We start from the raw sequence: 13,854 nt of genomic DNA on the forward strand, positions 1-13,854 counted from the left end.
CGAGCGGTCGTCGACGCCCACGTCCACGCCGACGTTCCGCCACGTTCGTAGCCACCCACGATCCCCGAAACGAACCCCCGCGGCACGTCACCGCGTCGTACTTGGGCCCGTTTCGGGGGAGGGGGCAGCAGCGCGACGCCCGGCGTGCTGACCGACCCGGACGGCCGCGGTCCCGGGTCCGCGCGCCGCGTGGCGGTGCTGATGGCGGTGCGCCCTCCGGTCGGGCTGTACGGGGTGTACGGGCTGTACGGGATAGACGGGCTGTACGGGATAGACGGGGTATACGGGCCGTACCGGCTAACCGAGCGCGAGCATCGCCTCGGCGACCTCGCCGACCGCCGCGTCGGGGATCGTCGTGGCGGCCTCGTCGAGGACGAGCAGCCGGGCCCCGGGGATCTCGCGCGCGATCGCCTCGCCGTTGCCGACGGGGAAGAAACGGTTGCGGCGGCCGTGCACGACGAGCGTGGGGACCTCGATCTCCGGCAGACGCTCGCGCCAGCGGGGTGTGCAGTCGAGCCGGGAGAACACCATGCCCATATGGTTGGCCATCTGTACGGCGGGTGCCGTGCCGGGCGTACGGTCCCAGACGCGCTCGGCGGTGGCGCGCGCCGCGACCGGGTCGTCGCCGAGGACCTCCGCCCCGGCGGCGGTGAACTCCGCGACCGCCGCGCGGTCGGTCCAGTCGGGCATCGGCTCGGCGAACAGCCGGCTCATCGTCGCCTGGTCGTGGTCGGGGAGGTCGTCGTCGGGCGGGCCGGGGGCCACCGCGCGGGTGCCGATCAGGGTGAGCGCCGAGAACGCGTCCGGGTGGTCGAGCGCGGCCACCTGGGCGACCATCCCGCCGACGCCGATCCCCGCGAGGTGCGCGGGCGCCCCGTCGAGCGCGTCCGCGAGGGCCGCCGCGTCGGCAGCGAGGTCCCGCAGCGTATACGCGGGTGCCTCCGGATCCGTGGTCGTCGACTCCCCGCTGTCGCGCAGGTCGTAGCGGATCACGTGGCGCCCGCCGGCGGCGAGGCGCGCGCAGAGCGCGTCGGGCCAGGAAAGCATCGTGGTCCCGCCCACGAGCAGGACGAGCGGCGCGTCCTCGGCACCGAAGGACTCGATGCCCAGGGCGATGTCATTGGCTTTGATGATGCGCGTCATACCAGGACAGACCGGTTGCGCCGCCCGAACTCATCGCTCACGCATCCCTCTCTCGTCGTTGAGCCGACGCTCGCTCGTCACTCGCGTCGCCGCACCCTTCCGGGCGGGCGCGAGGAGAGTATTCCGCCGGGCACGGTCAAGATCCGCCGGGTCACGGGTCTGTCCCAGCGGACGGTGAGCGCGTACGAGCGGGGAGCGGGGCTCGGGACGCACGGGAACTGCGGCCTCGGGCCGGCTCGCGGTGTGCCCCGGCGTGGTGGGGCGTACCCGTGTTCGAGCGGGGTTTCCCTAGGGCGAGTGGAGGTCCAGCGGGGGTGCGGCCGAGGCGTGGCGGGGTTCGGGCGTGGGTCGGGGTTCCGGTGGCGGGGTCGGCGGTGGCGCTCGTCGGGCCGGCTCGTGCGTGTAACAGGAATGTCTTGGCGGGGAGCTGGGCGGAACGTCCCGCTGGGCCGGACCGCTCCTGCTGGTCAGTAACGCTCGCTCGTGCCGACCCGTACCGACTCGCACCGGCCCGACCGAGCGGCGGCGCCTCCCACCGAGACCCCCAAGACCCCCAAGACCCCCAAGACTGAGACTGAGGAAATCCGATGCGTGTTCGTAAGCTCACCACCTTCGCCGCCCTGGCCGTTGCCGCGAGCCTGTCTCTCACGGCCTGCAACGGTGATGACGTGACGGCGGACGGCGATGCCTCGTCCGCGAGCGCCGGGTCCTCCTCGGGCGGCGGTTCGGACCAGGGCGGCGGCCAGGACTCGGCGGGCAAGGGGTCGGGCGGGCAGGACTCCGCCGGGAAGGGATCCGGCGGGTCGGCCTCGTCGGGCGCGGGGAGCGGCTCCGGCTCGAACGCCAAGTCCGGCGCGTGCCACACCGATGACCTGAACATCACCGCGTCGGACACGACGATCGACGGTGACCACAAGGGCTCGGTCGCGGTGACGTTCGAGAACGGCGGCAAGGACTGCACGCTGGCCGCGTACGCGGGCATCGACCTGAAGACCAGCGAGGGGAACCTGTCCGCCAAGCGCACGGGCCAGCAGGCCCAGCCGATGACCCTCAGGAGCGGTAAGTCGGTGTCCTTCAACATCAGTTACCCGATGAACGACTCGGGCGGTTCCGGTGTCAAGATCACGGGACTTGTGGTGACCCCGCCCAACGAGACGAAATCGTTCTCCCTGGAGTGGCCGGGCGCCGCCACGCTGCCCGTCACGGAGGGCGGCGGCTCCGCGGTCGAGGTCGGCCCGATCGGCAGCGCGGGCCAGGGCGGGGCGAGCTGACCCGTACGCGTAGTCGACGCGTCGGCGCCTCGACGCGTCGGCGCCGCAGCGGCGTCCGGCGTACGACGGCGCGACCGGTCGAGCGCCGGCCCGGTGGTGATCGGACGGCCAGGTAGGCACGCTCGTTCCGCACGGGCGCAGGCCGACGTCCGCCCCACTCCCACTCCCGTCACTTCGCCCGATCGGCGGCGAGGAAGGGAGCCAGGCGCGCGAGCAGCGCGTCGGGGCGGTCCAGGGGAATGATGTGACCGCAGTCCTGGAGGTGATGAGCGACCAGGTCATCGGTGACGGGGCGGAGCTGGCGTTCCAGCCCGGTGCCGACGGGATGAGAGCCGACGGCCATGGTGGGCATGGTCAGCCGGGACGTCGCGACGGCGTCCTCGATCTGCCGCGTGCTGGTGGGCAGGGCCCGGTAGGAGGAGAACGCGCAGCGCAGGGCCTCACTGCCGGTGTAGGCGTGGACGAAGGCCGCACGAATGTCGTCAGGGATTCCTCGCCCGAGCGTCCCCGCATCCAGGAACCAGTCGATGTACGCGGCCTCGTTGCCGGCCAGGACGGTCTCGGCGAGACCGGGCACGGCGTGGAAGCCGAACCACCACGGGGCGCCGCCCGCGACGGCATTCTCCGCTCCGGGCAGCCGGCCGAGCAGCGCCTCCATCACGACGAGCCGCCGCACGCGGGCGGGTCGGCGCAGCGCGAGCAGGACGGCGGGGGCGGTTCCCGCGTCGATGCCGACCACCGCCGCCGATGGCTCGTCGAGGGCGTCGAGCAGCCCTTCGAGGTCGGCGGCGATGCTGCCGGCGTCGTACCCCTCGACGGCGCGTGTACTGGCGCCGACGCCGCGCAGGTCCGGGGCGATGAGCCGGTACTGCCCGGACAGCCGGCCCATGAGGCCGCTCCAGAGCCGCCAGGTGTGCGGGAAGCCGTGCAGCAGGAGAACGGCAGGCCCGTCCCCGGCGATCGCGACGCTGAGCTGGACGCCGTTCGTCGCGATGCGACGCAGGTGGGGTGCGGTGGTGGCGGGCACGACGGCTCCTCCGAGTGGTTACCATTGGTGACCACATGACGATAGGTAACCGTCGTACCGCTTCCTAGACGGCACTTTCAGGGAAGGTGGTGAGCTACAGGTGACCACCCGAGGAGCCGCACCCGCAGCCGCACCCGCAGCCGCAGCCAGAACGAAAACCAGAGCCACAGCCGAGGCCGCCCGTCGCGGCGAGAGCGGCGACCTGTTCGATCCCCTGTGCCCGACGCGGCAGTTGCTGGACCGCATCGGTACGAAATGGACGTCCATGGCCGTCAAGACGCTCGCCGACGCCGCACCGGACGAGGTGCGCTTCGCCGAGCTGAGACGCCGGATGCCCGGCGTCTCGCAGAAGATGCTGTCCGTGACGCTGCGCGCCCTGACCCGCGACGGGTTGGTGGCGCGCCGGGTCGAACCGACCGTGCCGCCACGGGTCTTCTACCGGCTCACCGAACTCGGGTCATCTCTGGAAGTCGCGCTCGCGGGACTGCGGACGTGGGCGGAGGAGCACATGGCCGAGATCGACCGCGCCAACGAAACCGCCGACCAGAAGGCCGGCGAGGTGTAGCCGCACCCCTTACCGGCCTCAGGCCCGCATGCCGCCGTCCACCCGCAGCACCGTGCCGGTCACGTAGGAGGAGCGGTCGCTGAGGAGCCAGGCGGCGGCCTGAGCGATCTCGTCGGGGTCGGCCGCACGGCGCAGGGGGGTCTGCGAGTTGAGCCGGTCGATGACGCCGGGAGAGTTCGCCTCCCAGGAACGGATCATCTCGGTCAGCGTGGTGCCGGGGGCGATCGCGTTGACCCGTATGCCTTCCGGCCCGTAGGTGACGGCGGCCGACTCGGTGAGGCTGTTGAGCGCCCGCTTCATCGCACCGTAGGCGGGCAACTGGGGGTTGCCCCTCAGGCTGCCGACGCTGGAGTTGTTGACGATGGCCCCCGTCCCGGCGGTGGCGCGGATGGCGGCGACCTCGGCGACCATGGTCAGCCAGGGGCCTCTGAGGTTCACGGCGTAGATGTGGTCGAAGTCGGCCTCGGTCACCTGGTCCATCGGGCCGGGAGGGATGCCCGTCGCGGCGTTGTTGAAGGCGGCGTCGAGTCGGCCGTACAGGTCCACCGTGCGGTCGACGGCGGCGCGCACGCTGTCCGCGTCGGCCAGATCGCACACCACGTAGTCCGCTGTGCCGCCCGCCTCCCTGACCTCCCCGGTCACCGCCTTCAACTCGCTCTCCGTGCGGGCGGCGAGCATCACCCGAGCGCCCTCCTTCGCGAACAACCGTGCCGCTGCGGCCCCGATGCCGCGTCCGGCACCGGTGATGAAGGCGACCTTGTCGGCCAGTAGTCCCTGTGTGGTCGGAGTGGTCGGAGTGGTCGGAGTGGTGGAGGTGTGGGTGGTCGTCGTGTTGTCCATGGGAGTGATTCTGATCCATGACGAATCCGTGGAGGGGGGTGCGTGGCGCACTCCGCGAGCGCCACGCAGCCCTTCCTCACGTACGCCGGCCGGATCCGCGAGAGCCGCGCGGGCCGTCGGCGTGACTGCCAGTGCATCAGCGGGAGGCGGCCGTTGTGATCCGCCCGACGTCGCCGCCCCAAGAGCCGAAGGGCTCGAAAAACTCTTGCCCTCCGTCCTCGGGCGATCTGCCAGGCGGATGTGGCATTCCACTTAGCGGATGCGGCGCGCCCAGAAACGACCGTTTGCAGACGTATTACCGTCGCAAGCGGCGGGTCGCCCCTCGCGGCCACGCTCCCGTGAAACCGCCGCTCCCGTGAAACCGCCGCTCCCGTAAAACCGCCGCTCCCGTAAAACCGACTCTGTGAGGCAGTACGACCATGAGCCTGAGCATCCGCAACCAGATCCCCGGCACCGTCGCATCCGTCACCACCGGCGAGGCCATGGCGACCGTCAAGGTCCGCCTCGCGGGCGGTCAGGAGATCACCGCCGCGATCACCACCGAATCCGTCAAGGACCTCGGCCTCGCCGAGGGCAACGAGGTCAAGGCCCTCGTGAAGTCCACCGAGGTGTCCCTGGCCACCGGCCCCGTCTCCGGTCTCTCCATCCGCAACCAGATCGCGGGCACCGTCACCGACATCGCCACCGGCGGCGCCATGGCCTCCGTAAAGGTCGACGTCGAGGGCGGCGCGCTCACCGCCGCCATCACCAAGGACGCGGTCGCCGACCTCGGCCTCGCGGCCGGCTCCTCCGTCGTCGCGCTGATCAAGTCCACGGAGATCTCCCTCGCGACTGCCTGATCGCCGCGCGTACGACGACACGTGCCTACGAGAGGCCCTCACACCGGTCGGTGTGAGGGCCTCTCGTACGTCGCCGCGGGGCACCTCGGTCACTCGCGACGGTCGACGGCGTCGCGCACATCACCCGCATCACCCGCCTCGCCCGTATCAAGGGCATCCCCCGCATCAAGGGCATCAAGAACCGCGTCACCGTTCGCCCTGGCCCACTCCGTCAGCGTGTGGATCGGCTCGATCAGCGTCGCCCCGAGCGGCGTGAGTTCGTACTCGACGCGCGGCGGCGCCTCGGCGTAGGCGTGGCGGCGGACCAGTCCGTGCGCTTCGAGCCGGCGAAGGGTCTGGGTGAGCACCTTGCGGGAGATGCCGCCGATCAGCACGGCCAACTCGCCGTGGCGTACGGGGCCTTCGCTTAGGCCGTAGAGCACGACCACGGTCCACTTGTCGGCGATCAACTCGACCGCCAGGCGCGCCGGACAGTCCGCGAGGAAGACGCCATCGGGACCGAAACCGCTCATGGTACCAAAGGTACCTGCCGGTTCCTGTCACCTCCCTAGCCTGGTTTTCCTGCCCCCCGCTTCCCCCCCCCGACATCAGGAGAGTCAGGTCATGCGTGTCATCACCCAGCAGACGCTCGGCGGCCCAGAGGTCCTCACCATCGTGGACGCGCCCGAGCCCCGTCCCCTCCCGACCGAGGTCCTCGTCCGCGTCAAGGCGATTGGGCTGAACCCGCTGGAGGCGCGCCTGCGGGCGGGCGAGTTCCCGCTGATCGGCCGGCCGCCGTTCGTCCTCGGCTGGGACATCAGCGGTGTGGTGGAGGAGGCGTCGCAGACGTGGCGGTTCAGGCCCGGCGACGAGGTGTTCGGGATGCCGTTGTTCCCAAGGGCGGCGGGCGGGTACGCCGAGGTCGTGTCGGCGCCCGCGCTGCACCTCGTACGCAAGCCGGCGTCGCTCTCGCACGCGGAGGCGGCGGCGCTGCCGATCGCCGGGCTGACGGCGTGGCAGGGTCTCGTCGATCTCGGTGGCGTGGGTGAGGGGGACCGCGTTCTGGTCCACGGGGGCGGTGGCGGGGTCGGTCACGTGGCCGTCCAGATCGCGAAGGCGTTCGGCGCGTACGTGATCGCGACCGTCGGCGCGGGCAAGCGGGGTTTCGTCGAGGGACTCGGCGCCGACGAGGTGATCGACTACACGGAGGCCGACTTCGCCGAGGCGGTCCGCGACGTCGACGTCGTGCTCGACACGATCGGCGGCGACACGGTCGAGCGGTCGCTCGAAGTGCTGCGCCCAGGAGGCCACTTGGTGACGGCGGTCGCCGAGGAGGACGCGGGGCTCATCGCCAAGTACGAGGCGGCGGGCCTGCGTTTCAGCGGCATCGCGGTCGACCCCGATCCGGTCGCCCTGCGGGGCCTGGTCGAACTGGTCGAGGCAGGCAGGCTCCGGATCCACGTGCATCGGACGTTCCCGTTCGACCGAGTGTCCGACGCCCACCGCCTCCTCGACACGGGCCACCTCCAGGGCAAGCTCGTCCTGACGGTGTGACGCCGCTACGGGGGGCGTACGGGCCCCGTAGCGTATGCGGCACCCGTGTCCGGCCTGCTCACGGGATGACCGGCCCCAACTCACCTGCGCCGCAGGGGAAATGGTCAGAGATCTGCAGCGAAGGATCCCTTGTAGCGGATTGGTTTGCCGGTGTGGGCGTCGAGCAGAACGCGGTCGCCGAGGGGGCGTTCCAGCAGGACCGTGACCTGCCGCATCTTTGCTTGGTGGGTGCAGATGCCGGTGTGCTCCCGGGAGGTGACGGAGGCCGACAGTACGACGCTGTCTCTTGCTTCCAGCACGTTCACCGCGGCGCCGCCCTCGCAGACACCATGAAGGGCGACGACGGTCACCGATCGCCCGCCTGCGGCGATCCGGACGAGTTGATTGACCGGGTAGCCGGGGAAGCGATCCATCCCCGGGCCAAGCCACCCGGCCGGTCTTCGGTGTCGTGTCGGTGTCGGGCAACGTGCTCCGCAGGGCCGAGCTCCGTTTCTGGTAAGCCTGTTCATCGCCCTTGCCGTGCAGGCCGCCGCGCGGCAGCTGGACCACCGCACCCATGGGGTAGTAGCCGGCACGCCACGCGGCGGCGGCGGTTGACCCGTTCCAGGCCGCGGCGACCTGCTGAGCGCGGCGCGCCAACACATCCGCGCCCCCGCTGTTGCCACCGCCCTCCTTCTGGCCGTCAGGGCCGGACACGGCCACCAGACCGACGGCGAGCAAGGGCACCAAAGTCAGCAGGCCGACGACACGTGACGCTCTGGTACACGTGCGACCTCCGGACGGGCAGCGGCGGGCAGGGTGTGGTGCCCTACTGACGCGGCTGCGCCCGGAGAGGTTCCACAACAAGTCCCCGCTCGCGGCGACACTCTGCCCCGGTGTCGGGGTCCAGGACGGGTTCTCAGTCCGTCGTGGCCGGCCCGCCGGCTTCCTCACGGCTGCCGGGGGAGACCGTGCACTCGATCTCGTCGTCCCGCACGTCGCAGGTGACGGTGTCGCCGGGGCCGATCCGGCCGTCGAGGAGCATGGTGGACAGCCGGTTGTCGAGCTCGGTCTGGATGGTGCGGCGCAAGGGCCTGGCCCCGAACTCCGGCTGGTATCCCTGCTGCGCGAGCCATTCCTTGGCCGCGTCGGTCACCTGGAGTGCGACCTGCTGGGCGTGGAGCCTGCGGCGACTGCGGTCAAGGAGCAGGTCGACGATGCGCACGAGGTCGTCGCGGGTGAGCGCGTGGAAGACGACCACCTCGTCGATGCGGTTGAGGAACTCGGGACGGAAGTGGCTGCGCAGCTCGCTCATCAGCTCGTCGCGGATCTCCTCGACGGCGCCCTGGTGGTTCAGGATGAGCTGGGAGGCCAGGTTGCTGGTCATGATGACGACCGTCTGGCGAAAGTCGACGGTACGGCCTTGCGCGTCGGTCAGCCGCCCGTCGTCGAGTACCTGGAGGAGCAGGTTGAAGACGTCCGGGTGCGCCTTCTCCACCTCGTCGAACAGCACCACGCTGTACGGCTTGCGGCGGACGGCCTCGGTGAGCTGGCCGGCTTCGTCGTAGCCGACGTACCCCGGGGGCGAACCGACGAGACGGGAGACCGTGTGGCGTTCCTGGAACTCGCTCATGTCGAAGCGGATCAGCCGGTCCTCCTGTCCGAAGAGGATCTCGGCGATGGCCTTGGCGAGTTCGGTCTTGCCGACGCCGGTGGGGCCGAGGAAGAGGAAGCTGCCGGTGGGCCGGTCGGGGTCGCCCATCCCCGCCCGGCCGCGCCGTACCGCCTGCGCCACCGCGGTGACCGCCTCGTCCTGGCCGATGACCCGCTCGTGCAGGGTCTCCTCGAGTCGGATCAGACGTTCGCGCTCGGTGGCCGTCAGCTGGGCGACGGGGATGCCGGTGCGCCGGGAGACGACGTCGGCGATGTCCTCCTCGGTGACCTCCGCGGCGGGTGCCCGGTCGCCGTCCAGGCCCGAAAGCCTGACGTCCGTCTCGTCGATCTGCCTCTTGAGCCCGGCGGCCCGCTCGTAGTCCTCGTTGTGGACAGCCTCGTCCTTCTCCCGGTTCAGCCGGATCAGTTCCTGCTGGATCTCGTCCGCCTCGGGGCTGTCGGCGCCGCCGCGCAGCGCCACACGGGCGCCCGCCTGGTCCATCAGGTCGATGGCCTTGTCGGGCAGGAAACGGTCGGTGATGTAGCGGTCGGAGAGGATCGCCGCGCTCTCCAGCGCCGCGTCGGTGAAGCGGACGCCGTGATGGGCCTCGTAGGAGTCGCGCAGACCCTGAAGGATCTCCACGGTCTCCTCCACCGTGGGTTCCGGCACGATGACCGGCTGGAACCGGCGTGCGAGTGCGGCGTCCTTCTCGATGTTCTTGCGGTACTCGTCCAAGGTCGTGGCGCCGACCAGACTGAGGTCGCCGCGCGCGAGAGCGGGTTTGAGGATGTTGCCCGCGTCCATGGCGCCCTCGCTGCCGCCTCCGGCGCCGACGACCGTGTGGAGTTCGTCGATGAACAGGATGACGCTCTCCTGTGCGTCGGTGACCTCGTCGATGACCTTCTTCAGACGCTCCTCGAACTCTCCGCGGTACTTCGAACCGGCCACCAGGCCCGACAGGTCCAACGCCACCACCCGCCGGTCGCGCAGGGTCTTGGGCACGTCGCCGGAGACGACGCGCTGCGCGAGGCCCTCCACGATGGCGGTCTTGCCGACTCCCGGGTCGCCCAGCAGCACCGGGTTGTTCTTCGATCGCCGGGAGAGGATCTCCACCGTCTGCTCGATTTCCTCCGCCCTGCCCACCACGGGGTCCAGCCGCCCTGCGCGGGCCTCGTCCGTGAGGTCGCGGCCGTACTCGTCCAGCGTGGGCGTGGCGGCGGACCCGCCCGCCGCTGGAGCGCCGGCCCCGCCATGGCCCGCGCGTCCGCGGCGGGTTCCCGCACCACCGTCCGGGCCCAGGACGCCGGCCGCGCCGGACGAGGGATCCTCCACGACCGCGGCCAGGATGTGCTCGGGCCCGATGTAGGACGCGCCGGCTTCCTGGGACTTGGCGTGGGCCCCGAGCAGGGCGCGTTTCGCCGCCGGGGTCAGCCGCGGTTCCCGCACCCTGCCACCGGTGGGCAGCGACTGCTCCACCTGGGCTGCCAGCGCGTCGGGGTCGCCGCCTGCTTGCGCGAGGAGTTGCCGACCGGGATCGACCTGGGTGGCGGCCCACAACAGGTGCACGGTGTCGAGATCGGCGCCGTCCTCGGCGGCCCGAGCGCCGGCCGTCGCCAGCAGCTCCTGTGAGGCGTCACTGAGCAGGCGCCCGATGGGCACACGCTGGACCGCCGGCGGGGAGGCCGCCGGGCTCGTGCCGAAGAAGCGGTTGAACAGGTCCGAGAAGGGGTCACCGGATCCGAAGGGCGAAGTCGTCACAGCGGTCGTCCGATCCTGAGTCATGCGGTCCGCGTGACGAGCCGGATGCCGCGTTCGTTGCGGAGAAGAAGGCAGCCCACGTACAGGGGTTCCTGCTGTCCGGCGGTGTCAGCGGCTGCCGGTGCGCGCGCCTTTCCCCACCCTGGAAGCCGGGCGATGTCTCCGCACGTCAGCCGCCGCACCGTTCGACCACTCGGGTGGCTCGCGGTGCTGCGCGGAGATGAGCCGGTGGGCATGGGCCGGGTCGTCGGAGACGGCGGCGCCCTCGTCGGCCGGTACGGCGGTTGGGCGGCGACGGCCCGGGCGCACCGTTAGGCAGTGTTTCCCGCGGGCGCAGTCCGGTCAGCGCACGTCATGATGAGCACCGCCGTGACCAGGCGGCGGCGACGCCAGGTCGATGGGGGCCAGGCAGGTGGGGAAAGCGTGTCACCGTGGACGGCGGCCACCGGTGGGGCATCCTGGCGGCACATGTGCTTCAGGAGCGGGCAGGAGTCGGGGCATGCGGGTGTCGTCTCCGGGAGTCACGGTCGTCGCTCTCCTGGCGGATCCGGACGCGCCGACGGAGGTCGCGCAGCGCATGGCCCGCGTTCTTCCGGCCCGGCTCGCCGACAGATCCGCCCCCGGGCGACGGTTCGATGTCGAGGTGGTGAGCGAGCCCTTCACCTCGGGCAGCGAGGACCCGCCCACGTTGATGCGCCGGATCGAAGACCGCGCAAGCGCGGAGAACTGGGACGTCGTCGTGGCACTCACCGACCTTCCCCTGCACGCCGACGGGCACACGCTGGTGGCGGATGTGCGGCACAGGCACGGTCTGGCACTGCTGTCGCTGCCCTCGCTAGGCGGTCTGCGGCTGCAGAAAAGAGCCCGGCAGGCCGTGGAAGAAGCCGTGCTCGGCCTGGTGAACCCGCAGGTCACCGCGGATGAGGACGGCCCGCTTCAGCAAGCGCTGCCGACGCCGTTCGCCGGACGCATCGTGCCTGTCCACCTGGGCCCGGGCGACGGCGCCGAGGCGGCCGATCTTCGTTACGTCGTCAGCGGCCGACGGGGCCGCCTACGGGTGCTTGCGGGTATGGTCCGCGCCAACCGGCCCTGGCGCCTGGTGCCGGGGCTGTCGAAGGCTCTGGCGGCCGCGCTGGCGACCGGGGCCGTCGCCACCGTGAACTCGACCGTCTGGAGTCTGGCCGAAGCCCTGAGCACGCCCCGTCTCGTGATTGCCACGATCGGATCTCTCGCGACCATGATCGGATGGCTGATCGTGGACGCGCAGCTGTGGCATCGCCCGTCGAAGAGCGCACCGGAGGCGAGACAGCGGGCGAGGCTCTACAACGCCTCGACGATCGTGACCGTCGGTATGGGAGTACTGGCCTGCTACGTCGGTCTGATGGTCATCAACATCGTGTGGGCGCTGTTCATCCTCAACGACCGCGTCTTCGCGTCCCTCACGCGATCCCCGCTGGACGGAGCGGATTATGTGACGCTGGCCTGGTTCGTTGCTTCGGTCGCCACCGTGGGCGGTGCGCTGGGGTCGGGCCTGGAGAGCGACGAGGCGATCCGCGCGGCCGCCTATTCCAAGCGCGAGCAGGAACGTCGTCGTATGCGGGAGGGCGACCACGGCGCATGACGAAAGTGCGGCCGCCGGGACGATCGATGGGAAACCGGGGCGCCTGTTCTCCCCAGACGCTCCCCAGGGGCTCCGCAGCGCTCTCGATTCCATTCGCTTGCATGAAGTCGATCAAGCATCTGGACTCCCCGCTACAGCCAGTCCCGCCGCTTGAAGATGAAGTACAGGCTCACGCACACCACCGCCATCAGCAGGATCGCGAACGGGTAGCCGAACGCCCAGTTCAGTTCCGGCATCGCGTCGAAGTTCATGCCGTAGATCGTTCCCACCAATGTGGGTGCGAAGAGAATGGCGGCCCACGAGGAGATCTTCTTGATCTCCTCGTTCTGCTCGAAGCCCGCCTCCGCCAGCGCTCGCATCTCCGCGTTCTGCTGCTGCGTCACCAGGGTCGCGTTCACCGTGAGGATGTCGGCCAGCGCCTGGCGGAAGCCGTCGACGCGTTCGCTGGTGTGGGTCACGTGGTCGGCCACGTCGCGCAGGTAGCGCTGGAGTTCCTCGTCCGTGCCGTACTTCGCGAAGCCCGCCATGAGGGCGTGCAGCATGCTGACCAGGGGGCGGGTGGCGCGCTGGAACTCGACCATTTCGCGGGAGAGTTCGTAGATGCGGCGGGACACCGCCGGGTCGCCGCTGAAGACCTCGGTCTCGATCTCGTCGATGTCGTTCTGGACGCCGGCGACGACCGGGGCGTAACCGTCGACCACCGCGTCCAGGATGGCGTACAGGACCGCCTCGGGGCCGAGTTTGAGGAGGTCGGGGGAGTCCTCCATGCGGTGGCGGACCGCTGTGAGGTCGGGGGCCGCGCCGTGCCGGACCGTGATGACGAAGTCCGGCCCCACGAAGACGTGCAGCTCGCCGAAGTCGACCTCCTCGGGCGCGTCGAGGTAGCGGGCGGCGCGCAGGACGACGAAGAGCGTTTCGCCGTAGCGCTCCAGTTTCGGGCGCTGGTGGGCCTCCATCGCGTCTTCCACGGCCAGCTCGTGGAGGTCGAACTCGGCGGCCAGGGAAAGGAGTTCCGCCTCCGTCGGGCGCGCCAGGCCGATCCACGCCATGCCGTCCGGCTGGTCGCGCAGCTCGCGGAAGGTGTCCGCCAGGGTGGCGGGGGTCGCCACCCGTACGCCGTCCCGGTACAGCGCCGCCTGGACGAGGGTGTCCCCGTTCGGGCGGGTGGCCCTGGCCTCGACTCTGTCGCCCTGGTTCCGGTTCTGGTGCCGGTCCCGGTTCTGGTCCCGGTCCCGGATCCGTTCCGTGGAGAGCGCCGCCGCCGTGGCCTTGGACCGCTTGGCGCCCCTTGCGGTCTTGGAGCCTTCGGAGGCTGACGCGCCGGACTTGGGCGTCGTCTGGGGGCGCGTCATGCGCAGCCACGAGTGCTTCCTCGCGGGCGGGTCGGGCTGAGTGGGCGGGTGCTCGGGCGGGGCGGACGGCTCAGGACTCACCGACGTCTCCAGGGCCGGCGACTTCTCCGGATCTGAGTGCGTCTCCGGGGCCGGCGACTTCCCCGGATCCGAGCGCGTCTCCGGATCCGCTGGCGTCCCCCGCCCCGTCGGTGTCTCCCGCCCCGTCGGCGTCGTAGGACGGGCTCGGCGCTCCGCCATCCTGGCCGCCTCCTCTGTCGAACGCTTGTCCC

The 13,854-nt window shown here is 70.9% G+C and carries 12 protein-coding genes; 5 read left to right on the top strand and 7 right to left on the bottom strand.

From position 1 onward, the window contains the following. Positions 1–297: 297 nt before the first annotated feature. Positions 298–1,143, bottom strand: a complete 846-nt coding sequence (locus ACZ6B8_RS08885) for an alpha/beta fold hydrolase (RefSeq protein WP_471606740.1) — start codon at positions 1,141–1,143, stop codon at positions 298–300. Positions 1,144–1,730: 587 nt separating this feature from the next. Here ACZ6B8_RS08885 and ACZ6B8_RS08890 point away from each other — a divergent pair. Further along, a complete protein-coding gene (locus tag ACZ6B8_RS08890; RefSeq protein WP_471606741.1) occupies positions 1,731–2,414 on the top strand; it encodes a DUF4232 domain-containing protein in 684 nt (227 codons plus the stop codon). 169 nt (positions 2,415–2,583) lie between these two features. Here the strand turns inward: ACZ6B8_RS08890 and ACZ6B8_RS08895 are convergent, their stop codons facing one another. After that, entirely contained in the window at positions 2,584–3,441 is an 858-nt protein-coding gene (locus ACZ6B8_RS08895) for an alpha/beta fold hydrolase (protein ID WP_471606742.1), read from the bottom strand. A gap of 202 nt (positions 3,442–3,643) precedes the next feature. On the opposite strand from ACZ6B8_RS08895, the gene ACZ6B8_RS08900 reads away from it, so the two are divergent. Beyond that, complete coding sequence (locus ACZ6B8_RS08900; protein ID WP_471078487.1) at positions 3,644–4,006, top strand: winged helix-turn-helix transcriptional regulator; 363 nt, start codon at positions 3,644–3,646, stop codon at positions 4,004–4,006. An 18-nt stretch (positions 4,007–4,024) separates the two neighbouring features. Here ACZ6B8_RS08900 and ACZ6B8_RS08905 read toward each other — a convergent pair whose 3' ends face one another. After that, on the bottom strand, positions 4,025–4,846 hold the full coding sequence (locus ACZ6B8_RS08905) for an SDR family NAD(P)-dependent oxidoreductase (protein WP_471606743.1): 822 nt from the start codon (positions 4,844–4,846) through the stop codon (positions 4,025–4,027). A gap of 419 nt (positions 4,847–5,265) precedes the next feature. Here ACZ6B8_RS08905 and ACZ6B8_RS08910 point away from each other — a divergent pair, with 419 nt between their 5' ends. After that, positions 5,266–5,685, top strand: coding sequence for a TOBE domain-containing protein (locus tag ACZ6B8_RS08910; RefSeq protein ID WP_471606744.1), 420 nt, complete (start codon positions 5,266–5,268; stop codon positions 5,683–5,685). Between the two features lie 89 nt (positions 5,686–5,774). On the opposite strand, the gene ACZ6B8_RS08915 is transcribed toward ACZ6B8_RS08910, so the two are convergent. Further along, positions 5,775–6,197 (bottom strand): winged helix-turn-helix transcriptional regulator, encoded by a 423-nt coding sequence (locus tag ACZ6B8_RS08915; protein ID WP_471606745.1) that lies wholly within the window; start codon positions 6,195–6,197, stop codon positions 5,775–5,777. Positions 6,198–6,288: 91 nt separating this feature from the next. Between ACZ6B8_RS08915 and ACZ6B8_RS08920 the strand changes: the two genes are divergently transcribed. After that, on the top strand, positions 6,289–7,218 hold the full coding sequence (locus tag ACZ6B8_RS08920; RefSeq protein ID WP_471606746.1) for an NADP-dependent oxidoreductase: 930 nt from the start codon (positions 6,289–6,291) through the stop codon (positions 7,216–7,218). A gap of 104 nt (positions 7,219–7,322) precedes the next feature. On the opposite strand, the gene ACZ6B8_RS08925 is transcribed toward ACZ6B8_RS08920, so the two are convergent. After that, positions 7,323–7,631, bottom strand: a complete 309-nt coding sequence (locus tag ACZ6B8_RS08925) for a hypothetical protein (protein WP_471606747.1) — start codon at positions 7,629–7,631, stop codon at positions 7,323–7,325. A 485-nt stretch (positions 7,632–8,116) separates the two neighbouring features. Further along, positions 8,117–10,609, bottom strand: a complete 2,493-nt coding sequence (locus ACZ6B8_RS08930; RefSeq protein WP_471606748.1) for an ATP-dependent Clp protease ATP-binding subunit — start codon at positions 10,607–10,609, stop codon at positions 8,117–8,119. A 499-nt stretch (positions 10,610–11,108) separates the two neighbouring features. Here ACZ6B8_RS08930 and ACZ6B8_RS08935 point away from each other — a divergent pair, with 499 nt between their 5' ends. Further along, a complete protein-coding gene (locus ACZ6B8_RS08935) occupies positions 11,109–12,230 on the top strand; it encodes a hypothetical protein (protein ID WP_471606749.1) in 1,122 nt (373 codons plus the stop codon). A gap of 131 nt (positions 12,231–12,361) precedes the next feature. Here the strand turns inward: ACZ6B8_RS08935 and ACZ6B8_RS08940 are convergent, their stop codons facing one another. Next, entirely contained in the window at positions 12,362–13,663 is a 1,302-nt protein-coding gene (locus ACZ6B8_RS08940) for a magnesium and cobalt transport protein CorA (RefSeq protein ID WP_471606750.1), read from the bottom strand. Between the last annotated feature and the right edge of the window lie 191 nt (positions 13,664–13,854).

It is taken from the genome of Streptomyces sp. NPDC041122 (assembly GCF_055592445.1).